Below are 26,430 nucleotides of genomic sequence, written 5' to 3'. Positions count from 1 at the left end.
TGCTGCCTCGAGTCGAAACTCCGGGCTGTATGTTGGTCTGGTTTGCTTTGTCATTGTGTCACCTGTTTAAATACAGAAGTGATGATATCACCTCTAATCAGGTGGCCAAATTTAGTATGCCACTACACCTTGGCCATGGCAGAACTTCAATGCACGGATTAATACCATGAAGCATATGACTGTCCTCAACTTGCTCATTGGCGGCTTTTTCATTGCCTTGCTGGCGAGTTGCGGCTCAGTTTCTGATCCCCCAGGGGGGTCCGTGAACAACCCGAGTCCGACAACCCCGGCTATTGTTGCATCTGAACGCAACAATAGTGCTCCCAGTGGCACGACTGGGCGGAAAATTGTCCCGGGATCCACTCCGCACGGTGACTATGCCGATAACAACCAGGATACAGATCTCTGGTCTCTTCGCGGTTGGCCGCTACCTGTACTCACCAGCGGCATCAACTACCTATCCGACCCGGAACGACAGGTGCTATTGCACCTGAACATGGTGCGGGCCGATCCCGGGCGCTACGCGAAAGAGTTTATTGAACCCAGACTCAAATTTTTCGACGCCAAACTTTACCGCGAACCGGGAGGCCCAGACAATGGAGGTGGCCTTGAGACTCAGGAAGGCACGACTGCCGTTGCGGAAGCCGTGCATGCTCTGGCGAGCACAGCTCCCCTCGGCCCCCTGTCACCTTCTCACGGCATGAGTTTGGCCGCAGCGGATCACGCAGCCGATCAGTCTGCTACTGGCCAAACGGGCCATTCGGGTAGCGATGCCTCATCGGTGGACATCCGTGTAGAGCGCTATGGGGTCTGGATACACACACTGGGCGAAAACATCGTCTACGGGCCGGGTATAGGTCGCGAAATCGTCGTCAATCTACTGATCGATGATGCAGTTCCCGATCGAGGCCATAGGAAAAACATCCTCAACCCGGATTTCGCTGTCGTCGGTGTGGCAATTGCTACTCATCCAAAATACGGCCACATTTGCGTCATCGACTTCGCCGGAGGCTTTAAAGAAAACTGAATGTTGGGGATAGTGGCTGAAATAGCTGCGGCTATCGCTCAAGATACCAAGGCCTCAAGGATAACCTGGATACTCCCTGCAAAATAATGAAATCCGGAACAGACATCTCTCGAGTTACTTATATTGCCTCACCATTTAATCGCCCATGAGTCATTACTTAAGTAACGCTTCATTTCCGGCTCGAATATAGAGTACCTCATATTGTTTATATGCCAACCCACTTGTAGCTTAAATGTAACAAATATGTCTACAAAAATAACACTCGGGCTGTTAGTATGCGCCCGAGTCGATATACCAGGGAGGGTTAGGTAGCCTGGCTGCAATGAAACTTGGATTCTGATTACTCATTTTTTGGTTTACATCTAAATTATAAAAATAGGTAAAACATGAAATTCAATAAAATAAAAATGGGGTTGTTCTTTGGGTTTAAGTTATCGCTTGCTGCCGGCAGTTTTTGCGTTGCCGGTCTGAGCCAGGCCGATGATATCGAAGTTTACTTTAACCACAGCGTTAACCCTCCGGCGGTGCAAGCCGATCTGGAACAGAAAATTGTCGAGTTAATCAACTCTGCCGACAACAGCCTCTATATGGCCATCTATGATCTGGACCTGCCAGGCATTGCCAATGCCATGGTGGCGGCCAAGCAACGTGGGGTCGATGTTAAGTTTGTCACCGATGAAGACAATATCGCCGGCGAAAATGCAACAGCGCTGGGCATCTTGAACCAGGGCGGCGTGCCCTGGATAGATGACACTGAAAATGGCAGTGCAGGGTCGAAAATTCAGCACAATAAGTTCATCGTGGTCGACGGCAAGAAGGTGCTGTCCGGCAGCACCAACTTCAGCCAGTCCGGGGTCCATGGCGATCTCGATGCCAACGGCAACCTCATCAGCGAAGGCAACGACAACCACATAGTGATCATAGACTCCAACCAACTGGCCAGCGTCTATACCCATCAGTTCAACCTGATGTGGGGCGACGGCCCCGGCGGCGCCAAGGATTCGCTGTTTGGCCTGGGCAAGCCGGACCACCAGCTGGAGACTGTCTACACCAATAACGACAACATACGCATAGATGTGCAATTTACTCCCCAGTCATCCAGCGTCTACCAGGGCTCTACCCTGTACAACATGCAACAGTATATCCGCAGCGCCAAGACCCGGATCCATCTGGCACAATTTGTCATCAGTGCCCAGGATGTGGCCGATGAGATGGAGCTAAGGCATGACGCAGGAGTGGAAGTCCAGGGCATAGGCGACCCAGGTTTCTTCTCACGCTACTACTCAGAGTTCCAGGACATGTTGGGTAAGGCGGCTCCCGATGCCTCCGGGGCCATGGAAGTCGACGGCTATACAGGTGCGGTCAACAATGTCTGGGAAAACCCGGCAGATGTGCGCATCGCCAAGCTCAACGGCGGCGACAAGTGGCACCATAAGTACATCATCATAGACGACATGGTACTGACGGGATCCCATAACATCAGTGGCGCCGCCGCCTTCGGCAACGATGAAAACATCATCATCATTCACGACAAGCAGACCGCCGGCGAGTTTGAAGGGCATTTCAGCCATGCCTTCTGTTTAGCGGGTAACGGCACGGATTGCACTCAGCCCAGCTATGGCGAAGGCACTTGGGAAGGGGTGTTTTTCACCGGGGCCGAGGTAGCTGTGGTGCTGGACATGGTCAACAATGCCAGTCTGACCGAGCTGGACATAGATGCAGGCATGAATAAGACAGCCGCGTCCAACATCATAGCCGCCCGCCCCATAGACGGCATGGATACCCTGGCCGCAGTGTCTTATGTTGGCGCCGCCGCCATGCAGGATCTCAAGGACTACATCAACACCTGGCAGAGCAAGTAATGCCTGTGTGAGTCACGGCTAACAGCCATGCAATAAAAAAGCGGTCACTCGGGTGACCGCTTTTTCTTTTTACCTCGGCTCATCCTGCCGCCCAGCCAATTGGCGCGATACAGGTTCACCATGTCATCACGAGGGGGGCTCTGGCTCATACAAGCTACTGAAAATGTGCCAAGAGTTTATCCTTGGCCGTTTTGGTCAGATCCGATGGCACGACCTTCTGCAGGTTGTGTTTGATACCGATGTTCAACATCTCCTGCAGTTCCTTGTGGGTCTGTTTCGGAAAGGCGAGATACCAGGAGGAGGGAGACTCGGCTTCTATGATGGAGCGTATGTCTTCACTGATAACCTTGAGCATTTGCTTTTCCTGCTCCGACTTCAGGTTATGAGCTTCGCCGTTGGAAGCGCGGAAACGGCCTGCCTGATCGCTGACGCGCTCACTGGCTTTCTTGTGTCCGTCTATGTAGTCAATGTCTGTTATCAGGTCCAACACCACGGCGTTCTTTTCTGTCCCGCGATTCTGGGTATGGCCCACCTGGGCGCCCTCATGCCTGTCTATTCCCTGCACATGCGCCACCCGGTAGGCTTTCAGCTGGCCCAGATCGGCCAACACCAGGACACTGTTGTTAAAGTTCATAATACCCTCCAGATGCAATAGCAAGACGCGGTTGTGATGCTCGGTTTAAAAAGGATAGGCCGCTTAAAAAGAATAGGGTATGGCGAAAATTACCGCCACCGACGCCCCCATATACCTTGGGCATTCCGGGAGCCCCAGGGCCTGGCACTGGCTGCGCCAGCCAGCCATTTACATTCTCATTACAACTTGGGATTGTATAAATTACAATCATTGGATATTGTATCCAGGATATTTTATTCAAACACTTTGAATAATGCGGTTATTCCCTTGGGCCGCGGTGCCACTCTATGGCACCGCGGCTGCCAACATTCACCCAGGCTAAAACAAGAGTGATTAACAATATGATGAATAAATTCAACACCTCAATATTGGCTGCCCTGGTAGCTGCATCTTCTGCTGCCTATGCCAAACAAGCCGAATTCGCCCCGCATCATTGCCAGGCGACCGAGAGCAATGCCCAGTACTATCGCAACTTTCCCGCGGCTTTGACCGAAGCGCAGGCGCGTCACGCCAGGATTGCCGAGGTAAAGGCCGCCCGCGCCAAACAAGGAGCTGCGGTCGAAACGAATGACGCCTCACCCTATGTGACCGGTGTTGCAGGCACCCCAACTTACATCATCCCCGTGGTCTTCCATGTCTATGGCACGATGCAGAATGGTCATCTGGTCAACGATGCGGTGATCATGGATGCATTGAGCAAAACCAACGCCGACTTCAAGGGACAAACCGCCGACTTTGCCGATGTCGACAGCGAATTTGCCGCGGTGAAAGATACCCTGGACATCGAGTTTCATTTGGCAAGCCTGGATCCCGACGGCAACCCCACCACGGGCATCATTTACCATCCTGAATCTTCCGGCGCAGGCAACTACTCAAGCTCGGATGTGAAACGCGACCACTGGGACAACTACAAGTACATGAATGTCTACATTCAGAATGATTTATACGCCGATGGCGTGACCAATAACTCCGGGGTAGCCTGGTATCCTGATACCGCCATGTCCGACGAAGGCCTGGCACGCGTGACCTACAATGGCGCGTATTTGGGCAGCAATACCGACGAGAATTTCCGCTCTGTGCTCACCCATGAATTTGGTCACTTCCTCGACCTGATCCACACCTTCGAGGGGGGCTGTAAGCGCGGTGCCAATCGTCGCTGTTCAACCACAGGGGATGATATCTGCGATACCCCGCAACAGAACGGCTGGCAGATGAATCCTGGGGATGGCGGTGTGCTCAACTGCCTGGGCGAAACCATCAACTGGCAGAACTTCATGGCCTATTCGGATCAATACGCCAACTACACCCAAGATCAGGTGGATCGCATGGTCAATGGCTTAAGCAGCGCCGCGCGCAACACCTTGTGGTCACCGGCTAACTTGGCGGCCACAGGCGCCGACAATTAATCCACTCGCTTGGCGCAGACATGCAAAACGCAGCTTCAAGCTGCGTTTTGCATCATGCTTATGCTGCGTCTGCTTATGCTATTTCTTCAAACGGTACACCACTTCGACCCTGTCTTCGAAGCTGACCTTACCGTATTGATAACTCTCGGAGATTTCATAGTCGGCCTTGGCCGCCATCCGCAGCATCATGGGTTGCACCGGGTGTTGCTCTAAGTAACGGATCTGCCACACCCCATCGAGCTTAAGCTCGAAGCCCTGGGCCAACGACCTGGCCTTCTGTTTGGCATCCTCGATCGCCGCCTGACGCGCCTTGGCCGCATATTCCATCTCCTTACTCGACCTGAGGCCGATGTTATTGACCTTGTTCAGCCCCTCCTCCAATGCCGAATCCAGGATCTCATTCAGCCGAGGCAAGTCCTTCACAGTCACAGTCAGCTGCCGGCTGGCCTGGTAACCGCTCAACTTGGGCGGCTGATCTTTCTCATAATGGTATTGCGGCTGCAGATTCAAATTGGCACTCTGGATCTCGTCCTTGGTGATGCCTGCGGCCTGCAAACGGGCGATAAAACCCGCCACCGCCACATCCGAGGCATCCTTGGCCGCCTTGGCGCTCGCCTCTGTCACTGTCACTTCGACGTTGATCTCCGCCATGTCCGGCGCCACAGTCACCTTGCCAACCCCGATTGTCTCCAGGTGCGCAAATGCCAGCTCGGCGGCGCTCAGCCCTGGGCTGACCAAGGTCGCAGTGGTTGCCAGAGTCGTGGTTAAGAGTCCTGCTAATAAGGCATGTTTCATCTGTTGCTCCTGTTGTGTGCGAATCTAGGTGTTGCGGATCTAGGTGTTGCGAATAACCCGGCGGCATCCCCAGATTATAGGGCGAGCCAACGGCAACTCCTGCTATTAACGCGGCATAGGAGAGAAAGGGTTATCCGCGGCGACATTTTTTCCGCCGGCTGAAAATCCGTGCCGCATGAGGCCGGTAAATTCGCTCCACGACGGCAACGGGCTCCCAAGCGACTATATTCAATACTCAAGCACCCAAGATATCAGGCATCAGAGTATCGGGCACCAAAGTTAAAGGCTCATTGCCAAGCCGGCTCCAAGGGATGGCAAGCCAGCGCAGGCCGACGCACCATAAAGTGATCCAAGACAAGGCATCACCCGGGTTTTCGGGCCAGACTGATACCCCAGAGCGCAGCCGGATTGGCGCCCGGGCTCTGACTGACATCAGACTATGACTAACATCAATTGCCAGGATGCAATGCATGCAGCAACCAACTCATTCACTTGTCGTCGTCGACATGGGCATAGATACCCATCAGGAACCCGTGGTCTATATGCGCCGGGATTGCCACGTCTGTAAGGCCGAAGGCTTCAATGCCAGCCGCCGCGTGGTCTTGTCTTACGGTGACTGCAGCCTGATAGCCACCTTGAATGTCACCAGCACAGGTGTGCTGAAACAGGATCAGGTCGGCCTGTCAAAAATAGCCATGCAACGCCTGAAGGTGAAGTCGGGCGATAGGCTCTGCATTCAACATGCGCCCGTGCTCGCCTCCCTGGGGCTGCTGCGCAAGAAAATCTTCGGCAATAAGCTCACCCGGGCGGAATTCAAAGACATAATTCAGGACATCAGCACCCATGGTTACCGTGACATGGAAATCGCCAGCTTTCTCACCATCTGTGCCGGTGGGCGCCTGGACATAGAAGAAATCATCAGCCTGACCCAGGCCATGGTCGAATCAGGTAAACGTTTAAGCTGGCCGGGACACGAGCGGATCTTCGATAAGCATTGCATCGGTGGTCTGCCGGGCAACCGCACCACCCCCATAGTCGTCGCCATCGTGAGTGCCGCAGGTCACATAATACCCAAGACCTCCTCCAGGGCCATCACCTCCCCTGCCGGCACCGCCGACACCATGGGCGCCTTGACCAATGTGTCGCTGAAAATGGCCGACATTCAAGCCGTGGTCGCCAAGACCTGTGGCTGTCTTGCCTGGGGCGGAGCGGTCAACCTGAGCCCGGCAGACGATCTCTTGATCCGCCTGGAAAGGGTATTGGATCTCGATGGTGAGGGGCAGTTGATCGCCTCCGTGCTCTCCAAGAAGATCGCCGCCGGCTCGACCCATGCGTTGATCGATATCCCGGTCGGCGACACCGCCAAGGTACGCACCCGGACCGATGCCGAGCGCTTGGCCTCCCTCTTCACCCGGGTGGGCAGCGCCTGTAACATTCGTATTCGCTGCGTGATCACCGACGGCAGCAAGCCTGTGGGTTATGGGATAGGCCCGGTAGAAGAGGCCAGGGATCTGCTCTCGGTATTGCAATGCCAAAAATCGGCACCACAAGATCTGCGTGAGCGCGCCCTGCTGCTGGCGGCCGAGCTGCTGGATCTGGCAGAAAACTCCGGCCTGGACGAAGCCATGGACAAGGCGCGCTCCCTGCTGGACAGCGGCCGTGCCTATCAACAGTTCATGGCCATCATAGCCGCCCAGGGCGGGCTCAAGAGCTTGCCCCAAGCCCACTTCCATCATGATCAGCATGCACAGCGCAACGGCCGTATCACGGCCATAGACAATCGAAAACTGGCCAGGCTGGCGAAGCTGGCCGGTGCCCCTTTCAGTCCGGCGGCCGGGTTACGGCTGCGGGTCAATGTCGGCGATACCATTCATCGGGGCCAGACCCTGTTTCGTCTCTTCAGTGACAGCACGGGGGAGCTTGACTATGCGCTGCAGTACTACCTGAGCAACCTGGATATCTTTACCCTGGAGGATGCCTGATGCGAGGCCAAGCCCAGCCACCACTGACCCTCTTCTCACTGACAGCCCATCCCCTGCAGCCCAGCCTATGCAAGGCCTTGCAGGCAACGCCTGGCAGCTATGACAGTCGTCAATTCCCCGATGGCGAATCCTATCTGAGGATCACCACTCGGGTCGCCGGGCGACATTGTCTGGTGCTGGCGGACTTGTCGCACCCCAACGACAAGTACCTGCCGCTCTTGTTTTTGCTGGAAACCCTGAAGGAACAGGGGGCGGCGTCCGTGGGTCTGGTTGCGCCCTATCTATGCTACATGCGCCAGGATCGCAGCTTCATCGAGGGTGAAGCCGTCACCTCCCGGCTGTTTGCCCGCGCCTTATCCAACCATTGTGATTGGCTGGTGACAGTGGATCCCCATCTGCATAGATACCATTCACTGGATGAGATCTACCGGATCCCCAGCAAGGTGGTACAAGGCGCACCGGCACTGGCGAGCTGGCTCAAGGGCCGGCCGGACTTGTTGTTGGTGGGCCCGGATGCCGAGAGTCGCCAGTGGGTCTCGAGCATTGCCGAAGCCAGTGGTCATCCCTTCGTCATAGGGCAGAAACAGCGCCTGGGTGACAGGCATGTCGAGGTCAGCCTGCCGGACATCTCCGGGCATGGCAACAAAAGCGCGGTGATCATAGACGACGTCATTTCCAGCGGTCAGACCCTGCTGCAATGCATCCTGGCCTTGAAACGCCAAGGGATGGCCCGCATTCAATGCGCCGCGGTGCACGGCATCTTCGCCGACGACGTCTATGCCGAGCTGATGGCAGCCGGGCTCGAGTGTCTCGCCACCAGCAACACCCTGCCGCACCCCTCCAATGCCATAGATGTCACGCCGCTGCTGCTGAAACCCATTCGTCAATGCATAGCCCTGCTGGGCAAATAGGCTGCCCGGCGGCAGCCGGGCAACAACTCGAATTAACGGAGCGGAATTGTCTGACTAAGCGGATATGAATCATGAGGATATGGCATATGCCTGGATATCGCCGCACACAGAGGTTATGCTAGCCGGGTATTTTGGATGCCGGCAAACATCAAGGACGAAGACCCATGTCACACCTGCAAATCTTATTGGCAAACCTCATCTGGGGCGCGCTGCCGTTGTATTTTTATTTCTACGATAGGGTCTCCCCCCTATTCATGCTGGCGATGCAAATCATCGCCACCTGGCTGGTGCTGGCACTCTTCGTCAGGGCCAAACCCCAACAGGCATCGCAACCCAACAGATCCTGGCGCACCTATGTGCCTTCGGCCTGTTTCCTGGCTGCCAACTGGGGCATCTATGCGATGACGGTACAAAGCGGCCAGGCACTCGAAGCCAGTTTTGCCTATCTCATCACCCCAGTGCTGTTCGCCGCCCTGGATTGCTTCGCCCCGGCGAACAGGAAAAATCCCGCCATGCTGGGCTGCATGCTGGCAACCGGTGGCATCATAGTCCTGGATGCAATCATGCAAGGCGTGGTTCCCATTGCCGGTTTCCTGATTGCCATGGCCTTCGTCGCCTATATCCTCTGGCATAGAAAACAAGGCTTAGATCCCTTGGTCGCCCTCAAGCACGAAACCAGCCTGATGCTGCCGCTGGCGATCGGCTTGCTGTTCATCCCCCAGGACCTGAGTCTCACCCGGACCCAGATGGCCTTGCTGCCCCTGCTCGGAGTGCTGACCTGCCTGCCACTGTTACTCTTCATCATAGGCAGCAAGCGGGTGGCCTTCAAACACCTGTCCCTGTACCAATTCGTTGCCCCCATTACAGGTACACTCATAGCTGTCGAGCTATATCAACAGGCGTTTCCACTGGAGAAGGGACTGATTTACGCTGCGCTGATCGCCATGCTATGTCTCAACATCTATCTGAACCGTCCCAGGCAGAGCGATGCGAAAGCGCAGCTGGCAATGGCAGCGAGAATTGAAGCCGAATGACATCTGAAATGAGGCAATGGCGGTAATGCGGCAGGGGTGAGCCTGGAGCTGGCTAACAAGAACTGAGGAAACTCATGCCCGGGCGGGACAGGATGGCAAAGACACGGCCCCAAGAAAGTCGAAAGGGGCATAGCCCTTGTGCTGATGCCCCTTTCGGTTTGCTGCCTTGCGGCTGTATGCGCCCTTGCCCTTCTTCGGCCTCTCGGTCCGGCTCCTGAACAGGGGGCTGGTGACTAACGCCTTCAGGGCGTTGTCCTGAATTGCCCCCCGGCCCATGTCATGGGACTGCGCGCGCCCTTGGTCACCCGCAGGCTCAGCTGAACCGGCTGCAGCCGGTTGCGCCTTTCTATGTCTTTTACTCATAGCCTCTATACCCTCTTTATCCTCTATATCTTCTGTGTGCTGATGTTGGCGGCCCTGATGTTGATGGCACTGATGTTGACGGCCCTATGCCATCGGGCCGTCGCCATTCTAACATTTTGTACACTATTTCAGCAAAGACTGTCACAAAGTGCGGGCAGCAGGCATAAAAAACGCCGGCGATACAGATATCGACCGGCGTTTTCAGCTGAGTGTTTCATCTCAGTGGCTGTTCATTTCAGGCGCTTTCATCTTGGATGCGTTCATCTTGGATGCAGCGCCCAGCGGCCGGCGCATCAGTTGCCGGCGATCTTCATCTCGCTCAGCAAGATGCCGCCGGTACGGATGGAGGAGCGCAGATCCCTGTCTTTGGCCACCGCCTGTATACCGCGGAACATGTCTTTCAGGTTACCCGCCATGGTGATCTCTTCCACCGGATACTGGATCTCGCCATTCTCGACATAGAAACCGGCGGCGCCGCGAGAGTAATCCCCGGTCACCATGTTCACGCCCTGACCCATGACCTCGGTCACCAGCAGGCCTGTGCCCATGGCCTTGACCAACTCATCGAAGGTCTGCCCCGTGTGGCCGAGTGTCCAGTTGTAGATGCCGCCGGCATGACCCGTGGTCGTCAGGCCCAACTTGCGCGCCGCATAGCTGGTCAAGAGGTAGGTCTGCAGGGTACCGGCATCTATGATGCGCCTGTCCTGGGTGGCGACGCCTTCGCTGTCATAGTTGGCACTGGCGAGCGCGCCCAGCAGGTGCGGCTGCTCTTCTATGTTGAACCAGTCGGGAAACAGCTGAGTGCCGATAGAGTCGAGCAGGAAGCTGGACTTACGGTATAAGTTACCGCCACTGATGGCGCCGACCAGATGCCCTATCAAACCTGTCGCTATCTCGGGAGCCAACAACACGGGCAAGTGCCCTGTGGCTATCTTGCGGGCGCCGAGGCGACTGACCGTCTTCTGCGCCGCCTTGAGGCCCACAGCCTCAGGAGTCCATAGCTCGTCGAACTTGCGCGCTATTGTGTAGTCATAATCCCGCTGCATGTTGCCGTCGGCTTCTTCGCCTATCACCACACAGCTGAGACTGTAACGTGAGCTGCAGTAACCATTGAGGAAGCCATGGCTGTTGCCATAGACCTTGACCGATGTGTGGGCGTTGGCACTGGCCCCATCCGAGTTTTTGATCCTCGGGTCGGCCTCCATGGCCGCGGCTTCGGCGCGTATTGCCAGCTGGGCCAACTCGTCGGCCCCTATATCCTGGGGATAATAGAGCTGCAAGTCGCGAAACTCTGTGGCCATCAGACTCTTATCCGCCAGGCCGCTGAAAGGATCGGGCGAGGTGAATCTGGCGATGTCGTCGGCCGCTTTCACCGCGACGCGGATAGCCTCAGGGCTGAGATCCGAGGTCGAGGAACTGCCCTTGCAGCCATCGCGATAGACGGTGATCCCGAGCGCGCCGTCTTTGTTGAACTCGACCGTCTCAACTTCTTTCAGCCGGGTCGAAACTGACAGGCCCTGCTGTTTGCTGATCGCCACTTCGGCCGCGCTGGTGCCGAGTTTATCGGCATACTCGAGTGCCGTGGCGACGGCATGCTTGAGTGCATCTAATTCAATATCTAGGCTGCTGGAGGACACAAATCTACTCTTAGGTTATCGGCAATGCCAATAGCATAACAAACACAGATCCCAATCACATTAAATATTGCCGCTAGAGCCGCCCGGGCGGGAGAATACCTAGGCGAATAATTGCCTGAGATGGTATTATTGGCGGGTATATAACTCGAGGCTTTATCCATATGAAAATTGTTGGCGATTCAGAACACTTTAAACAGCCCTATGACAATGATGACGATTACGTCAGCAGAACGGAGCAGAAACGCGAGAGCGAAGCGCTGCAGGCGCTGGGGCTTCAGCTGGTATCCCTGAGCAAGACTCAGTTGGATAAGATAGAGCTGGATGAGTTTCTGTACGACACCATAGTCAAGGCGCGCAGCATCAAGCCCAAGACTGAGGCCTATCGCCGCCACATGCAGTACATAGGCAAGCTGATGCGCAGCGCAGAGATTGAACCCATTCAAGCGGCATTGGATAAGGTGCTCAACAAGAACAACAACGAGAGCGCCCAGCTGCAGATCTTCGAGAAGATGCGCGAGCGTTTGCTGAGCCAGGGCGACGACGAGATCCAGACCCTGGTCGAAGCCCATCCACAACTGGACAGGCAGAAGCTGCGTCAGCTGGTACGCCAAGCCAAGAAAGAACTGGAAAAAGGCCCAGAGTCCAAAGCGGCCAAAGAAATTTTCAAATACCTGCGCGGCGAAATTATAGACTAGTCTTCGGCCGCTGCGGCAACAGCCACAGAGATTTTGTCTTAGTGGCTGTCGTCGGCAAATCCACAGTAAAACGCCTCATTACCCCAGCCTTTATCGCCAGAACCCCAGTCTGCAAACTCAACACTGATATTCGGTGGCGGCTATTGCAGGCTAGCCCGCTTTCCCGCAATCCCCCTGACGGCCAAGCCAAAGAATAGGCCGAACAGGCCCCACAGCTGCAGCCACTTGGGCAGCACATCAGTCCAGGCGGCGCCGAGCTGATTCAGCTGCAGCAGACCCGAGATGGCGGGCACGGCCGGAACCAGCTGCGACAAGCACACCAAGGGATCCGGGATCAAGGCCAGCGGCCAGACGAAGCCGCTGACGAACAGGATAGGCATGGACACCAGCAGATACACCTGGGTCGGCAAGTCGCGCCGCCGGAACAGGCAACTCAAGGCGATGCCAGCCGCCGCCGTCGAGAGCAGGAAAGGCAGCAGAAACAGCGCCACCCGTCCCAGGCTCGCCTGTACCGTCACCCCATACCAGTGATAACACCAGCCGACATAGAAACTGGTAAACAGGCTATAGAGCAGCGAAAAGGCCAGGATGCGGCCGCACACCAGCTTCAAGGGAGAGGTTTCGCGCCAGTAGCCGGCGGTACGCCATTGGCCCGCCCCCAGTATGCCAGTGCCTATCAGCAGGGTCTGGTGCAGTATCAGCAGAAACAAGCCTGGGACCACATAGGGGGTGTAGCCCAGACCCGGATTGAAGGCGGGCACGCTGTTGAGCCTGACCGCATTCAAGACCCGTTCCGCCTCGGCCTGCTGCTCGCCCCTTGCCAGCAGGCCCAGCAACTGGATCCCCTTGCCCGCCTCCAGGCCTGCCGCCACCAGGCCTTCGGCCACGGCGGAATAGATGAGGAAATAACTGGCGTCGCCGCCATAGCTCAAGACCACGCCCTTGCCGAGCAAGAGATCCCGGCGAAAGCCTGCGGGGATCACCAGCAGACCATGGGCCTTGCCTGCGGCTATCCACTGCTGCGCCGTGGCTATGGCATCGACCCTGGCCACCACCCGGATCTTGGCGCTGGCGTCGGCATGGCGCAGCAACTGGCGGCTGAGGGATGAGTGGTCCAGATCCACCACCACCAACTGCTGCTCGGTCGGCACCTGATGCAGATAGGGCAGAGGATACAAGATCGAATAGAAGAGCACGCCGCCGAACAGGGTCACGGCTATGGCCTTGTCGCTCACTATGGCCTTGAGTTCATTGATGACCAGCTGCAGCAGGCTCATGGCTTGACCTCACAGCCGGGTTGCAGGCGCGTCTGCAGCCTGCGTCCCAACAGGTAAATCACGGGCAAGAGCAGCAGGTAGCCCCAGTAGGATGCCAGTTGGGCCGGCAGACTCGGCCAGCCCAGGCCATAGCTGACCTGAGCCACGTGGGCGTCTATATAGTGGCTCGATGGCATCAGCAGGCGCCAGTATTGGGCCGCCGAGGGCATCTCATGCACGGGAAAGGTGATCCCCATGAAGGCGAAGGCGGGGGCGAACAGCGCGGTGCAGAAACTCACCACCCTGGCGCTGTCGGCCATTAGCAGGAAGACGGTCAGCACCAGGCACCAGATCGCCAGCAACATGCAGCACTGGGCGATAACCAGCACCGACAGACTGCCGGCGAAGGGCAAGCCCAGATAGAGATACAGGAAACACAGGATGCCGGCGCCATGGAGCGCCAGGAGCGGCAGATAGACGCCCAGCTTGGCCAGCAGCTTGGGCCAGAAAGCCAAGCTCAGGCCAGAGTCATGGGGGGCCGGGGTCAGCTCGCGATTGAAACTGTTGGCAAACACCAGCATGGCCAGCAGCTGCCACAGGGCGATCAGCACGGGCGGCACCAGGAAGCCGACATAGTTGCTGTTGCGATTGAACAGCGCCGTGGTCTGGCTCTGTACCGGCCTCAGGTTCACCGCCACCCTGGCCCTGGGCACCCCGGATACCAGCTGCTTCAGCCCGGCCAGCTCCAGCAAGCCGGCCCCCAGGCTCTGCTGAAGTTGGCTGGAGAGCAACTTGCCCATCAGCAGGAACTGGCTGTTGTAGCGTATGTCTATACTGGGGCTGTGGCCGGCGCCCCTGAGCAAGTCTCTTTGCAGATCTTTGGGCAGGAGCACCAGGGCATAGACCTCGGCCCGGCGCATGGCGGCGACGGCAGCGGGCAGATCCGCGAAGGCCACCGGGGCAGTGACGGCGTTGGCCGCCAGTTGCCGTCCCAGCATGCGGCTAACCCGGCTGTGATCCAGATCCACCAGCGCCACGGGCAACTGCCTGGGCAAACCTGCACTGAACAGCCACCAGAGCGCCAGCACGCTCAGCAAGGGCACATAAGTCACCAACGCCAGTTGCCAGGGGGAATGCCACAGGGCGTGGAGTTCGCGGCGGATCGGGCCTGTCATCTGCATGCCACTCAGAGGGTCAGGAGCGCCGACATGCCGACCCGCAGATCCGCTATCGTCTGGGTTGGCCTGAGTTCTACCTCGAAGGTACGCATGTCGAAGTCATGGCCGCTCTCGGTGGAGCGCCAGGTGGCGAAGTCGCCCATCACGCTCACATGGCTGACCCTGAACTCGGCCGTCCGTCCCAGTGCCGGCAGCTCCAGGGTCATGACGGCGCCTTGCTTGAAGCGCTCGAGCTCGTCTTCACGCACCTGGAATACCGCCCAGGCATCCTGCATGTCTATGAGGCTGACCACGGGAAACCCGCTTGGGGCCAGTTCCCCCGGCTGCAACAGCACTTCGCTTATCTCTCCGGCGCGCGGTGCGCGCATCTGGCTGTCGGCCAATATGGCGCTGACCTCGCCGACGGCGCCCTCGGCCCGGCGGGCATTGCCCGCGGCCGCGGCCTTGGTCTCGCTGCGGGCGCCTTCCTCGGCCATCTGATACATGGCCTTGGCGGCCTGCTCAGTGTACTTGGCGGCCTGCCACTGGGTGAAGGCTTCATCACGCTTCTGCCGCGCCACCACGCCTTCACCGAACAAATTCTCTATCCTGTCGTAGGTGGTCTGCGCCAAGCTGGCCCCCGCCTTGGCCTTGAGCCACTGTTCCTTGGCGGCCAGGATCTGCTGCGCCCTGGCACCGCTGTCGGCCTCCTGCTGCATGGCCTTGGCGGCGTCGAAGCCGCCCTGGGCCTGCATCAGCTTGGCATCCAGCTCAGGGCTGTGGATGGCGAACAGGAGATCCCCCGCCGCCACGCTATCGCCGCGGCGTACCAGCACCTGCTCCAACCGGCCCGGCACCTTGGAAGAAATGTTGTATTCCCTGGCCTCTATCTGTCCCTGCAGCAGCCTGGGCTTGGGGCTATAGGCCAGCACCAGGCCATAGGCCAATACCAGAATGAGAAAAACCAGCGCCGCTACGGCAAAGATTCTGTTAGCGCGCATCTTGCGTCTCCTGCTCTCGTGTATGGCCGATGAACTCATCCAACTGACCGCTGATGGTCATCAGACTGGCATAGGCCTGAATGTAGTTATACCTGGCACCCAACTGACGGCTCTTGACCGCGCTGAGCTTGAGCTCGGCGTCGACCCTGTCGATGGAGGTAGACAGGCCCTGATTGAAGGCCAACTCCCTAAGCCTCAGGTTTTCTTCGGCCAGGCTCAGTGACAGTGTCAGCGCTTCGACCTCTTCCTTGGCCTGCAGCAGCCGGCGGTAACTCTGCTCCAGCAGCAGGCTGAGATCTTCCCGGGTCTGGGCCTTGGTGTATCTGGCCTGCAGCAGGGCACTCCTGGCCGCCTGCACCTTGCCGCCCGGGCCGTCACGGCTCAGCAGGGGGATCTTCACCCCCAGGCCCAGCATCCAGTCGGGTTCCATCTTGGCGAACAGGCTGTCGTCTTCATACAAGGTGTAGTTGCCGAACAGGAACACAGTCGGCCGATACTTGCCCTGCTCCAGCGACACCAGGCCTTGGGCCTGGGCCTCCTTGGCCGCCAACAGCCGCAACGCCGGGTGTTGCTTCAGGGTCAGCTGGCTCAGGGCCGGCAGCGAAGGCAATTCGGGCAGGATGAAGAGTCCTGAGCTTGGGCTGATGTTTGGCTCGTGCAGCAGGCGCGCCAGGGCAATTTGGGCCATCTCATGCTGACGGCGGGCACTGCCGAGATCCACCCTGGCATTTTCCAGCGCCACCTGGGCGTTGAGGCGTTCCACCTTGGCTATCTGCCCCTGTTGCTCCAGCTTGATGGCATGCTCGGCATGCTCTGTGAGTGATGCCACCAGCTGTGCCTGGGTCTGGGCCAGGCTCTGGGTCACGGCCACGGCAAAGTAGCGTTGCACCAACTGGGTGAAGAGCTCGCGGGTCGCCAGTTGCAACGCCTGCTGCTTCTCGGCCACCATGGCCTCGTGTATCCCTTGGGCGGCACTGATCTGCCCGCCCGTATATATGGGCCACATGGCCTGCAGGCTGGCACGGAAGATGTCTTGCTCCGTGAAGGGGGTGACGAACAAATTGCCGGGAATGCTGGCCAGGGCGCCGCCCAGGGCCGGCGGCAGTGTCTTGGGATCCAGGGATGCCAAGGGGTTGAGATCCCTGAGATCCATCTCCACAGGCTGCTCCAGCCGGGTGTAGCTGCCGGCTATGCTCAGCGCCGGCAGGCTCAGGCTCTCGCCCGCCTCCTGCTCTCCCTTGGCGCGATTGAGCTCCTGGGACTGGGCCAGCAGCTTGTCGCTCACCTTGAGCAACTGCTGCCAGGCGGCATCGAAGCTCAGCGGCTCTGCCGGCGCGGCGAAGGCGCACAGGGCCAGCCCCGCCAGCAGCCAGCCCCTGGCGGCTTGAGTTACCCGGCTCACCCACACGCTTTTCATTGGAAGTCTCATTCCCACCTCTAGAGTTATTGCTCTAAATTATGCCGCTATTCTAACATCCTCTGCCCCAGCCTAACAGCAGTTGGCAGGTGATTGATATCACTCTATAAATAAATTGGCAGTCCGGGAGCGACGGCACACTCTGCAGTGCCGCAGCCCAAGGTAGGGGGCGGTCGTAGCCGAAATTCGGACCCAGGTGGAAGCAGCGCCGGCTGACTCTGGCTTGGCCGGCAAGCATAGCGGATGGCGAGCGAGGGATAAGATCTAAGAGGCCGGGGCATATGCCTCGGCCCTTATGTCTGGCTCAGGCTATCAGGCGGTGCCGCCCACCGTCAGGCGATCCAATTTCAGCGTTGGTTGACCGACACCGACCGGGACACTCTGGCCGTCTTTGCCACAGACGCCGACGCCCTGATCCAATGCCAGATCGTTGCCCACCATGGAGATCTGCTGCATGGCCTCGGGGCCGTTGCCTATCAGGGTCGCGTCCTTGATGGCCCGGGTTACCTCGCCATTCTCTATGAGATAGGCCTCTGAGGCCGAGAACACGAACTTGCCCGAGGTGATATCCACCTGGCCACCGCCGAAGTTGGGGGCATAGATGCCCTTCTTCACCGACTTGATGATGTCGGCGGGCAGCGACTCGCCGGCCTCCATATAGGTATTGGTCATACGCGGCATGGGCAGATGGGCGTAAGATTCGCGCCGGCCGTTGCCCGTCGGCATCATGCCCATCAGGCGGGCGTTGAGCTTGTCCTGCATATAGCCCTTGAGTATGCCGTCTTCAATCAGGACGGTTTTCTGCCCTGGCACCCCTTCATCGTCTATGCTCAGGGAGCCGCGGCGGTTGGCCAGGGTGCCGTCATCGACCACTGTCACAAGCTTGGAGGCTACCTGCTGGCCTATCTTGCCGCTGAAGGCGCTGCTGCCCTTGCGGTTGAAGTCGCCTTCCAGGCCATGACCCACGGCCTCGTGCAACAGGACCCCGGGCCAGCCGTTGCCCAGCACCACGGGCATCTCGCCCGCCGGCGCATCTATGGCATTGAGATTGACCTGGGCCTGGCGCACGGCCTCGCGGGCGAAGCCGAAACAGCTTGGCAGGCCAGTGTCATCGCTTTGCAGCAAGACACTGTAATCGTGACGGCCACCGCCACCGGCGCTGCCACGTTCGCGCTTGTCATTTTCTTCGAGGATCACGCTGCAGTTGAAACGCACCAGAGGGCGCACGTCGGCGGCCAGGGTGCCGTCGCTGGCGGCGACCAGGATTTCTTCATGTACGCCGGACAGACTCACCACCACCTGAATGATGCGGCTGTCCAGGCTGCGTATGTAGGCGTCGGCCTCTTTCAACAGGTTGATCTTCTTGACTTCTTCCATGGCGGCTATGGGATCGGCACTGGCATAGAGGGGATGCACTGCCTGGCGTTTCAGGGCCTGCACCTGACAATGGCGACCGGCACCTGCTATGCTGCGCGCCGCATCGACCGCCGCACTCAATGCCGCCGGGGTAATTTCATCGGCATAGGCGAAGCCGGTTTTCTCATCCTTGATCGCCCTGACACCTACGCCCCTCTCTATGTGGAAACTGCCTTCCTTGATGATGCCGTCTTCCAGCACCCAGGACTCGTGGCGGCTGCCCTGAAAATAGAGATCCGAGAAGTCTATGTTGTGCTTGTGTATGGTATCCAAATAGCCTTGCAGTTCGTCCAGTGCCAGGCCCGACTGCAATAAACTCTGTCCAACTTGTGCTAAAAACGGCATAGATTCTCTCTTCGATCCTGTCGATCGGTTGCAATTATGGCTGCGGCTTGATGGCTTAGATCGCGCCGCGGCAAAGGGTTATGAGTGACGCCCGGCATCACTCCTGTATTCGGTTAGCCGCTACCTGGCTGTCAAGCTTGGCGCCGCGAAGCGGTTATGCTCCATCACGGGCATCTGACGGCGGATGCGCTGCAACTGCAGCATGTCTGGCTTGGCCTGTATCCAGCCTGTGCCTGTCTGGCGCTGCGCCATTATCTGTCCCCAAGGGTCGACTATCATGCTCTGACCCCAGGTCTCGCGGCTGCCCTCGTTATGTTGGCCCCACTGAGCGGCGGCGAGCAGGAAACACTGGGTCTCTATCGCCCTGGCCTGAATGAGGCTCTGCCAGTGCGCCTCGCCCGTGACCTTGGTGAAGGCCGATGGCAGGGCGATAAACTCGGCGCCCGCCAGACGCATGGCGCGAAACAGCTCGGGAAAACGCAGATCATAACAGACTGCCAGGCCGATTTTACCCAGGGGGGTGTCTACCACGCTGATATGTTCACCCGGGCAGAAGGTATCGCTCTCACGATATTCCTTGGTACCGTCGGCGACATCCACATCGAACAGATGCAGCTTATCGTATTGGCCCAGGACCTCGCCCGAATTATCGAAAAGATAACAACGGCTGTAGACCCGGCCCTCGTCGGCCCGCATGGGAATGGTCCCTGCCACCAGATACACATCATAGCGCTTGGCCAGGGCACCGAGTGCCGACTTCAGCGAACTCTGGCGCTCGTCACCTGCATATTGCAGCTGCTGGCGCTCATGACCGCCAAACAACAGACTGCATTCGGGCAACACCACCAACTGAGGTTCGTTGGCTTCGCGGGGCAAGCACTCAAGCTGCGATTCGATAAACTCCAGATTGGCCACCACATCGCGGCTGCTCTGGCATTGTAACAAGCTGATCTGCATCTTTGTCTCCAGGTATCCCTTCTCGGGCATAGGCATCAATTCCCCCGACCAGCTTGAGTATGGCATTAGCCGGCCTCAGCGCCACAGGGACCTGGCCGGCTGCCGGCTCAGACTCGTGTTTGAGCTCTGGCTCTGGCTTAGACTTAGACTCGGGCTGAGGCTCTGACTTAAGCTCTTTCTTAGGCTCTGGCTCTGCCGGAGTAGGGGTCTCGGGCTGGACCGGCTGAGTTCCTTCGGATGCCGGCGCCTTATCCACAGCCTCGGTACCGGCTTCGGCCGGGGCGTCTGCGGCAACTGCCGGCTTGCGTGGCAATATGGACTCGGGGATCTCTATCTCCTTGCTCTTGCGCTCCAGCTCTTCCAGTTTAGGGTCATCCATGGTGCCTGTCAGCCGGAACCTTATTTCAGAGATCACTTCGATCACGGGTTCGAGCACCTTGGTCAGGGCAAAGGCCCCCAGACCCAGGGTCCAGGCACTGGTGCTGAGCAAGACCACCGTCGGCACACTGGACGCCAACTGAGGCACGAAACGAATATCATAATTCAGGCTCTGGCTGATCAGATCCGTATAGCCCCTGACCTTCATGTCACCGGCGACGGCATCCATGGCCGTGTTGGTGGTCTTGACTACCCCATTTTCCAGCAGCAGATCCCCCTTGAAAGCGTCGAAGTACAGGCCCTTGCCGAAGACATCGGAAAAATCCAGTGACAGCTTACGCAGCAGGGAATCCAGGCTGAAGAGTGAAAAGATACGGGCGCCCTTGTCGCTGATCTCCGACAGATGGCCCTTGCCGAAGTCGAACCTCACCTTGCCGCCCAGGCTCTCGAGGGAGAAGGCATAGGGCGCATCCCGCCAGGACAGGGACGCGGTCAGATCCAGCGGCGCATCCTGGAGTCCAGGGCTCAGCCCCAAGCGGTCGGTCAGGGTATCGAACTTGTCGGCCTTCAGGGTCAAGGTGACCTGGGTCAGACTCTCTCCCTGCCGAACTTTCCAATAGCCCTGGCCCTGCAGGCTGGCATCCGGGGTCGTCAGTGACAGGGTCTGAATATGATAAGCTTCGCCCTCCGGCCTGGCCTGCAACACCAGATGCCCGAATGGCTTGTCGTAGAAGTTGAATGCGTCCACATCTATCGCCACCGGCGGCAGGTTCGCCAGCAGCTGGGCCTGATCCTGGACCGAGTTCCCGGCCGGGCTCTGCTGGGCCTGGGGGGCGAAATCGAACTTCTGCGCCACCACTTTCAACCCCTGGGTCAACCAATCCGGATAAAAGTCTATCCAGCCCTCGAATTCGTTCGCCTTGGCGTTGAAACGCCAGCCACTCTCCTGGGGCGCGGCATCGAAGCTGAGATCCGTCAAGGCCTGGCCCAGGAGATCCAGCTTGGCTATCCTGGCCTCGACGGCCTTGAGTGGCGGAAAGGCACCTGCCTGTGACTGGGTTGCAGTTGCGCTTGGCGTTCCGGGCTCCGACTGTGCCACCTCGGCCTCGGCGCCTTTGCCGAGGAAGCTGCGGATCAAGGGCAACCAGGGCTGAAACTCGACCTCATCGAGTGCCAGCTGCAGATAGCCGCCCTCCCTATGGACCTCGTCACCCGGCTGGAACAGCCGCCCCAGCAAGAGGTGATAATCTGTCAGCCGGCCGGCGGAGGCCGAGTCGAAGCCGCCCCAGAACTCGGCCTGATCACCCAGGATAATATCCAGCGAGGTGCTCTCGCTGTCGCCGACCAGGTCGACATTGAAACGGCGCGCTTCCTGGGGTAATTTCCCAAAGGCGCCGGGCAATGACAGCCCGACGCCGCTGAGATCTGAACCGACACTGGCCTGCAAGCGATAGCCCTCGGGAGCGAAGACCAAGGTCATGCCGCCGGTCCAATCCAGCCGACCCGAATAATAGGCACTCAGGGGATTGTCCAGGCTATCCGGCAGGGCCGCCAGATCCCAGCTGCCATTGATCTTGAGATTGAGGCCCAAATCCCGATTCACCCTTTCAGTATCGAACGACAAGGTCACGGCCTGCTGAAACAGGCGGGCACCTATGTCCTGGCCTTCGACCAGCTCGTTGGCGAATCTCACCTCGCCCGTCACCGCCTCGAGCTGCACCCCGGGTTGCCGCAGATACACTGGGGTCTTGTCGAACTGCACCCGGCCGCGGATGTCGGGCTCCCCCCCCAGATACAGGGGTATGGTCAGATCCAGATTGGCGCTCACCCTGTCCTGGATCTGCACCGTCTCCAGGGTCGCACCTACGCTGGCGGCCAAGGGAGAGGCCTGCAGCACTTGGGTGGCGGCGGCGCCTTGGGTCGTCAGATCTGCCTGCACCTTCAGCACAGACTCGTGTCCCAGGTGGGGAATATACACATGGGCGCCATCGGCAGGCACCTGCAACAATTGCCCCTTATCGACCCAGAGATCCATGCGGGCATTTTCGAAAAGCGCCGCCAGACTCAAGTCTGTCACCGCCGGCCAGTCGGGTTGGAAGCGGTATTTGGCCTGGGTCAAATTGAAGTCCGCCTGGAAAACACCCGAGTGATCTTCATAGGGAAAATTGCTCAGCTGCCCATGCCACAGCAACTTGGCATCCTCTATCTTACCCGCCTGGATGGCACCACCTAGGTAATCGACCAGAGGCTCACCCATGCCATGGCGGGGGAAATAGCGCTTGGCGTTGGCGGCATTCTTGAGCTGTAACCTGGCGGCCAAGGCCAACAGGGCGCCGTCACTCAGATCCAGACGCAGGTTCGCATCGAGCGCCAGGTCCTCATTTTCCAGCTGTAATCCGCTTAGGCTCAAGGCCTGGTGCTCGACATCGAATTGCCCCTGCAGGGCCGCGGCATCCAAGTGAATCGGCGCCTGGAATTCTTCCTTCCAGCTCAGCTCATAGCTCTGGGGCGGGGCGGAGAAATACAGGGTCTGCCCCCGCCAGCCCAGGGTCGCATCCAGCGGTGCGCTGCCGGGCAGGCCGGCGGCGTTGTGCCAGCCCAGTTGCGCTATATCCACGCTCGCCTGCAATGCTTCACCCCCGTGGCGATACAGGCGCAGCGGCCCTATCTCGCCCTCGGGCTGCAATGCTTGCCAATGCCGCAGACTCGCGGCATCGACCCCGGGAAACAGGGGCAACAGCGGCAACAGCATACGGGTATCCAGCGGACTCAGGTAAGCGAACAGCTCATCGTCGCTCTGCTTGGCCGCCAGCGTCAGTGCCGGCCAAGCGACGCCATTGGTCACAAAATCCAGTCCCTGGCTCTGCACCCGCCACCCCTGGGCGTCGGGGCGCCAGGCGATGGTGCCGCCCTGGATGGCAAATTTCTGTTCCTGGTTATCCAGCGACCACTGCAACCAACTGGGCTCGAATTGCACCAGGCCGGACTCTATCTTGCGCTGTGCCAGCGTCACCCAGGCTTCCAGGTTGACCACCCCCTGCAAGGGCAGAGTATTGCCGGGAGCTTTGGGGTTGGCTTGGCGGGAGGCCCACTCGCCCAGATCCAGCGACTTGGCCGCCAGATAAATTTGTCCCGTCAGGCTATCCGGCGCATTGGCGTCGCCATCTATGTCCAGACTCAGACTCAGGGATTCATGGCTCGAGGCGTTGGCGGCCAGTTGCAGGATGCCCGAGCCCTGGTGCCGTGCCCCAGTGTTGCGCCACTTGAGATCTTTGATATAGAGGGGGGGGAAATGGTGTTGGGCACTGAGCAGTTGCAGGCGAACATCGGACAGGGAGAAGCGCCCCAGCTGCTCGAGCAGGAGGCGGTAGAGCCAATCTGTATTGGCCGAACTCTGCGGCTCCCCGCTCTGGCCCAGGGCATCGAGATCCAGTGCCAGGTGCACACCGTTGAAGATCACTGTTTCTACCTGGGGCGACGCCGTCAGCAGTGTCTGCCAGAAATCCAGCTTGATCTGCACCTTGCCCACTATCAGGGTCACGGGCAAGCTTTCCTGCGGCGGGATCACCAGATTGTCCACGGTCAGCGCCGGACCGAAGGCCTCCCATTGGGCCGAAATCTGTCCCAGTTGCAGCTTCAACTGATACTCATCCTGCAGATAGATGGCCACCTGCTGGCGCACCTGCCCCAGCTGCGGCAGGAGACCGCGGATCAGGCTGACCCCAAGAGCGAACAGCACCAGGAATATTGCCAGCGCCTGCCAGCAATAACGGCTGAATTTGAACGGACAGAAAGGCAGTCGCACTACATCATCACCACGTCATATTTATTCTGGGCATACATGGGCTCGTTCTGCAGCCGAATGCGTTTGCCTATGTAGACTTCCAGCTCGGCGAGCAAATGACTCTCATCGCCGCTGAGACTCTGGTGCACGGCCGGCGAGCAATAGAGCAGGAACTCATCGGCATCATAGCTCCTGTTGAGACGAATGATCTCGCGGAACACTTCGTAAGACACGGTTTCTATGGTCTTCATGCTGCCTGTGCCCTGGCAGGAAGGACACTCGCCACAGACCACATGTTCCAGGCTCTCGCGGGTTCTCTTGCGCGTCATCTCCACCAGGCCCAGTCCGGAGAAGCCACTGATATTGGTCTTCACCCTGTCTTTGGCCAGCGCCGTGGTCAGGCTGTTGAGCACCCGGGTCTTATGCTCGGCGTTCATCATGTCGATGAAATCTATGATGATGATGCCCCCCAGGTTACGCAGCCTCAGCTGACGGGCTATGGCCTGAGTCGCCTCCAGGTTGGTATTGAAGATGGTTTCTTCCAGGTTGCGATGACCGACGAAGGCGCCGGTATTGATGTCGACGGTCGTCATGGCCTCGGTCTGATCTATGATGAGATAACCACCCGACTTGAGTTCGACCTTGCGCCCCAGGGCCCGCTGGATCTCATTTTCCACATCATAGAGTTCGAACAGCGGTGCCGGCCCCTGGTAATGTTCTATCTTGGCGGCGATTTCCGGCATGAACTCGAGGGCAAACTGCTGCAGTCCGCTGAAGGTACGACGTGAGTCGACCTGAATGCGATCCAGTTCTGTACCGACAAAATCCCGCACTATGCGTACCGGCAGGGCCAGATCCTGATACAGCAAGGACACCCGCGGACGCTTGCGACGCTCGCTGACCTTGGCCCAGACCCGTCGCAGGAAGGCCGCATCCTGGGCCAGTTCATCGGCACCCACGCCTTCGGCGGCGGTACGTATGATGAAACCACCGTCGGCATCCACATAAGGCAGGGTAATGTTCTTCAGGCGGACGCGCTCTTCCTCCTGCTCTATGCGTTGGGACACCCCGACATGGCTGGAGCCGGGCATGAACACCAGATAGCGTGAGGGTAAGGTGATGTCTGTGGTCAGGCGGGCACCCTTGGTGCCCAAGGGATCTTTGACCACCTGCACCATGATGTCCTGGCCCTGGCGCACCAGTTCGGCTATGTCACGCACCACGAAGTTGCCTTTCTCTACCTCGGCGACGCACTCGGTATGGGGCACTATGTCGGAGGCGTGCAGGAAGGCGGCTTTTTCCAGGCCTATGTCGACGAAGGCCGCCTGCATGCCGGGCAATACCCGGCTGATCTTGCCCTTGTAGATGTTGCCGACCAGGCCGCGCTTCATCCGCCGCTCTATGTGCACTTCCTGCAGAACACCATGCTCGACCAAGGCAACCCTTGCCTCGGAGGGCGTTACATTGATCAGTAACTCCGACCCTATCTTGCTCTGTGTCTTGTGCTGACTCAAGCGGCTGCTACTCACGACTCACCCCATTTGGGAAACTTGGCTCTTGGAGCATGCTAGCTCCAATGACATAAGATTAATAAAACATGCAAAACAAATTCGTGACTCGGGCACGGGCTCTTGAATGCCATGCCCTGCAGCAACCGAGTCGATAAAGCATAGCTAATTTATAGACAACGCCTGCCCGGGCGCGGTTCACTGCCTCATCCCTTTCCTCGTGATAAAGACCGAGGCACAGGCGGTTAACTTGCAGGCAGTTAACTCGTAAGCCGTTAACTCACAGGCAGCCCATGGCGTAGAGCAATTCACGGGTTTCCACCAAGGGCAGGCCGACCACAGACGAATAACTGCCGTCTATGGCGGCCACGAAACAGCCGCCAAGGCCCTGGATACCGTAGGCACCCGCCTTATCCAGCGGCTCTCCCGTGGCCACATAGGCATCTATGTCGCCGGCAGACATGGGGCTGAAACGCACCGAGGTTTCACTCAAGCGAGTGAGTGTTTGCTTACCGTCGGTGATCGCTACCGCCGTCATCACCCTGTGGGTCCGGCCCGACAAACGCGTCAACATGGCCTTGGCGTCGGCAGCGTCCAGAGGCTTACCCAGGATCTCCTCGCCCAACACCACTATGGTATCTGATCCCAGCACCACAGGCTCGGGCAGCTGGCGGCATAGATCCAAGCCTACCCTGGCCTTGCCAACGGCCAGGCGCAACACATGCTCCGCGGCGGTTTCTCCTTCAAGATAGGCTTCGTCTATGTCGGGCGACACCTGCTCGAAGCTGAAACCTTCATTGCCCAATCCCAGTTGACCGAGCAATTCGCGGCGACGGGGAGAAGTCGAGGCTAATACCAGGGTCAT

The 26,430-nt window shown here is 58.5% G+C and carries 20 protein-coding genes; 7 read left to right on the top strand and 13 right to left on the bottom strand.

Features of this window, described 5'->3' with window-relative positions; all coding sequences use genetic code 11:
- The first annotated feature begins 166 nt into the window (after nt 1–166).
- Entirely contained in the window at nt 167–1,027 is an 861-nt protein-coding gene (locus HC757_RS08680; RefSeq protein WP_169563923.1) for a CAP domain-containing protein, read from the top strand.
- A 386-nt stretch (nt 1,028–1,413) separates the two neighbouring features.
- Complete coding sequence (locus tag HC757_RS08675) at nt 1,414–2,889, top strand: phospholipase D-like domain-containing protein (RefSeq protein WP_169563921.1); 1,476 nt, start codon at nt 1,414–1,416, stop codon at nt 2,887–2,889.
- 154 nt (nt 2,890–3,043) lie between these two features.
- On the opposite strand, the gene HC757_RS08670 is transcribed toward HC757_RS08675, so the two are convergent.
- Nucleotides 3,044–3,523: a host attachment protein gene (locus HC757_RS08670; RefSeq protein ID WP_169563920.1), complete on the bottom strand. Its 480-nt coding sequence runs from the start codon at nt 3,521–3,523 to the stop codon at nt 3,044–3,046.
- A 341-nt stretch (nt 3,524–3,864) separates the two neighbouring features.
- Between HC757_RS08670 and HC757_RS08665 the strand changes: the two genes are divergently transcribed.
- Nucleotides 3,865–4,929 (top strand): M43 family zinc metalloprotease, encoded by a 1,065-nt coding sequence (locus tag HC757_RS08665; RefSeq protein WP_169563919.1) that lies wholly within the window; start codon nt 3,865–3,867, stop codon nt 4,927–4,929.
- A gap of 78 nt (nt 4,930–5,007) precedes the next feature.
- Here the strand turns inward: HC757_RS08665 and HC757_RS08660 are convergent, their stop codons facing one another.
- On the bottom strand, nt 5,008–5,724 hold the full coding sequence (locus HC757_RS08660) for an oxidative stress defense protein (RefSeq protein WP_169563918.1): 717 nt from the start codon (nt 5,722–5,724) through the stop codon (nt 5,008–5,010).
- 470 nt (nt 5,725–6,194) lie between these two features.
- Between HC757_RS08660 and HC757_RS08655 the strand changes: the two genes are divergently transcribed.
- From HC757_RS08655 to HC757_RS08645, 3 genes are all read left to right on the top strand, one after another.
- Nucleotides 6,195–7,706 carry a thymidine phosphorylase family protein gene (locus tag HC757_RS08655; protein WP_169563917.1) on the top strand — a complete coding sequence of 504 codons (1,512 nt, stop codon included), beginning with the start codon at nt 6,195–6,197 and terminating at the stop codon, nt 7,704–7,706.
- Nucleotides 7,706–8,617 (top strand): ribose-phosphate diphosphokinase, encoded by a 912-nt coding sequence (locus HC757_RS08650; protein ID WP_169563916.1) that lies wholly within the window; start codon nt 7,706–7,708, stop codon nt 8,615–8,617. Before HC757_RS08655 ends, HC757_RS08650 begins: the two co-directional genes overlap by 1 nt.
- Before the next feature lie 164 nt (nt 8,618–8,781).
- Entirely contained in the window at nt 8,782–9,651 is an 870-nt protein-coding gene (locus HC757_RS08645; protein ID WP_169563915.1) for an EamA family transporter, read from the top strand.
- Nucleotides 9,652–9,723: 72 nt separating this feature from the next.
- Here HC757_RS08645 and HC757_RS08640 read toward each other — a convergent pair whose 3' ends face one another.
- Together HC757_RS08640 and pmbA are read right to left on the bottom strand one after the other, a co-directional pair.
- Nucleotides 9,724–9,927 (bottom strand): ribosome alternative rescue factor ArfA, encoded by a 204-nt coding sequence (locus tag HC757_RS08640; protein ID WP_211164339.1) that lies wholly within the window; start codon nt 9,925–9,927, stop codon nt 9,724–9,726.
- Between the two features lie 380 nt (nt 9,928–10,307).
- Nucleotides 10,308–11,651, bottom strand: a complete 1,344-nt coding sequence (gene pmbA, locus HC757_RS08635) for a metalloprotease PmbA (protein WP_169563913.1) — start codon at nt 11,649–11,651, stop codon at nt 10,308–10,310.
- 161 nt (nt 11,652–11,812) lie between these two features.
- On the opposite strand from pmbA, the gene yjgA reads away from it, so the two are divergent.
- The gene (yjgA, locus tag HC757_RS08630) at nt 11,813–12,346 is read left to right on the top strand and encodes a ribosome biogenesis factor YjgA (protein WP_169563911.1); all 534 of its coding nucleotides are present in this window, start codon (nt 11,813–11,815) and stop codon (nt 12,344–12,346) included.
- Nucleotides 12,347–12,486: 140 nt separating this feature from the next.
- On the opposite strand, the gene HC757_RS08625 is transcribed toward yjgA, so the two are convergent.
- From HC757_RS08625 to HC757_RS08585, 9 genes are all read right to left on the bottom strand, one after another.
- Nucleotides 12,487–13,623, bottom strand: a complete 1,137-nt coding sequence (locus HC757_RS08625) for an ABC transporter permease (protein ID WP_169563910.1) — start codon at nt 13,621–13,623, stop codon at nt 12,487–12,489.
- A complete protein-coding gene (locus HC757_RS08620) occupies nt 13,620–14,783 on the bottom strand; it encodes an ABC transporter permease (protein WP_425313956.1) in 1,164 nt (387 codons plus the stop codon). Before HC757_RS08620 ends, HC757_RS08625 begins: the two co-directional genes overlap by 4 nt.
- 5 nt (nt 14,784–14,788) lie before the next feature.
- Nucleotides 14,789–15,760: an HlyD family secretion protein gene (locus tag HC757_RS08615; protein WP_169563906.1), complete on the bottom strand. Its 972-nt coding sequence runs from the start codon at nt 15,758–15,760 to the stop codon at nt 14,789–14,791.
- The gene (locus HC757_RS08610; protein ID WP_169563904.1) at nt 15,750–17,177 is read right to left on the bottom strand and encodes a TolC family protein; all 1,428 of its coding nucleotides are present in this window, start codon (nt 17,175–17,177) and stop codon (nt 15,750–15,752) included. The genes HC757_RS08615 and HC757_RS08610 overlap by 11 nt, the downstream gene beginning before the upstream one ends.
- A 312-nt stretch (nt 17,178–17,489) precedes the next feature.
- Nucleotides 17,490–18,938 carry a metalloprotease TldD gene (gene tldD, locus HC757_RS08605; protein ID WP_169563903.1) on the bottom strand — a complete coding sequence of 483 codons (1,449 nt, stop codon included), beginning with the start codon at nt 18,936–18,938 and terminating at the stop codon, nt 17,490–17,492.
- A gap of 120 nt (nt 18,939–19,058) precedes the next feature.
- The gene (locus HC757_RS08600; RefSeq protein ID WP_169563902.1) at nt 19,059–19,895 is read right to left on the bottom strand and encodes a carbon-nitrogen hydrolase family protein; all 837 of its coding nucleotides are present in this window, start codon (nt 19,893–19,895) and stop codon (nt 19,059–19,061) included.
- The gene (locus HC757_RS08595) at nt 19,819–24,078 is read right to left on the bottom strand and encodes a YhdP family protein (protein ID WP_169563901.1); all 4,260 of its coding nucleotides are present in this window, start codon (nt 24,076–24,078) and stop codon (nt 19,819–19,821) included. The genes HC757_RS08600 and HC757_RS08595 overlap by 77 nt, the downstream gene beginning before the upstream one ends.
- Complete coding sequence (gene rng, locus HC757_RS08590; protein ID WP_169563900.1) at nt 24,078–25,586, bottom strand: ribonuclease G; 1,509 nt, start codon at nt 25,584–25,586, stop codon at nt 24,078–24,080. Before rng ends, HC757_RS08595 begins: the two co-directional genes overlap by 1 nt.
- A 259-nt stretch (nt 25,587–25,845) precedes the next feature.
- Complete coding sequence (locus HC757_RS08585) at nt 25,846–26,430, bottom strand: Maf family protein (RefSeq protein WP_169563899.1); 585 nt, start codon at nt 26,428–26,430, stop codon at nt 25,846–25,848.

Origin of the sequence: Shewanella salipaludis (assembly GCF_012911865.1) — a bacterium.
Lineage (GTDB): Bacteria > Pseudomonadota > Gammaproteobacteria > Enterobacterales > Shewanellaceae > Shewanella > Shewanella salipaludis.
The sequence above is the reverse complement of the archived record's forward strand: the minus strand, read 5'-3'. Positions and strand labels throughout refer to the sequence as shown.

Coding starts and splice junctions, on each gene's coding strand:
- HC757_RS08680 (WP_169563923.1), top strand. CDS start 167: ATGAAGCATATGACTGTCCTCAACTTGCTCATTGGCGGCTTTTTCATT.
- HC757_RS08675 (WP_169563921.1), top strand. CDS start 1,414: ATGAAATTCAATAAAATAAAAATGGGGTTGTTCTTTGGGTTTAAGTTA.
- HC757_RS08670 (WP_169563920.1), bottom strand. CDS start 3,523: ATGAACTTTAACAACAGTGTCCTGGTGTTGGCCGATCTGGGCCAGCTG.
- HC757_RS08665 (WP_169563919.1), top strand. CDS start 3,865: ATGATGAATAAATTCAACACCTCAATATTGGCTGCCCTGGTAGCTGCA.
- HC757_RS08660 (WP_169563918.1), bottom strand. CDS start 5,724: ATGAAACATGCCTTATTAGCAGGACTCTTAACCACGACTCTGGCAACC.
- HC757_RS08655 (WP_169563917.1), top strand. CDS start 6,195: ATGCAGCAACCAACTCATTCACTTGTCGTCGTCGACATGGGCATAGAT.
- HC757_RS08650 (WP_169563916.1), top strand. CDS start 7,706: ATGCGAGGCCAAGCCCAGCCACCACTGACCCTCTTCTCACTGACAGCC.
- HC757_RS08645 (WP_169563915.1), top strand. CDS start 8,782: ATGTCACACCTGCAAATCTTATTGGCAAACCTCATCTGGGGCGCGCTG.
- HC757_RS08640 (WP_211164339.1), bottom strand. CDS start 9,927: ATGGGCCGGGGGGCAATTCAGGACAACGCCCTGAAGGCGTTAGTCACC.
- yjgA (WP_169563911.1), top strand. CDS start 11,813: ATGAAAATTGTTGGCGATTCAGAACACTTTAAACAGCCCTATGACAAT.
- HC757_RS08625 (WP_169563910.1), bottom strand. CDS start 13,623: ATGAGCCTGCTGCAGCTGGTCATCAATGAACTCAAGGCCATAGTGAGC.
- HC757_RS08620 (WP_425313956.1), bottom strand. CDS start 14,783: ATGCAGATGACAGGCCCGATCCGCCGCGAACTCCACGCCCTGTGGCAT.
- HC757_RS08615 (WP_169563906.1), bottom strand. CDS start 15,760: ATGCGCGCTAACAGAATCTTTGCCGTAGCGGCGCTGGTTTTTCTCATT.
- HC757_RS08610 (WP_169563904.1), bottom strand. CDS start 17,177: ATGAAAAGCGTGTGGGTGAGCCGGGTAACTCAAGCCGCCAGGGGCTGG.
- tldD (WP_169563903.1), bottom strand. CDS start 18,938: ATGCCGTTTTTAGCACAAGTTGGACAGAGTTTATTGCAGTCGGGCCTG.
- HC757_RS08600 (WP_169563902.1), bottom strand. CDS start 19,895: ATGCAGATCAGCTTGTTACAATGCCAGAGCAGCCGCGATGTGGTGGCC.
- HC757_RS08585 (WP_169563899.1), bottom strand. CDS start 26,430: ATGACCCTGGTATTAGCCTCGACTTCTCCCCGTCGCCGCGAATTGCTC.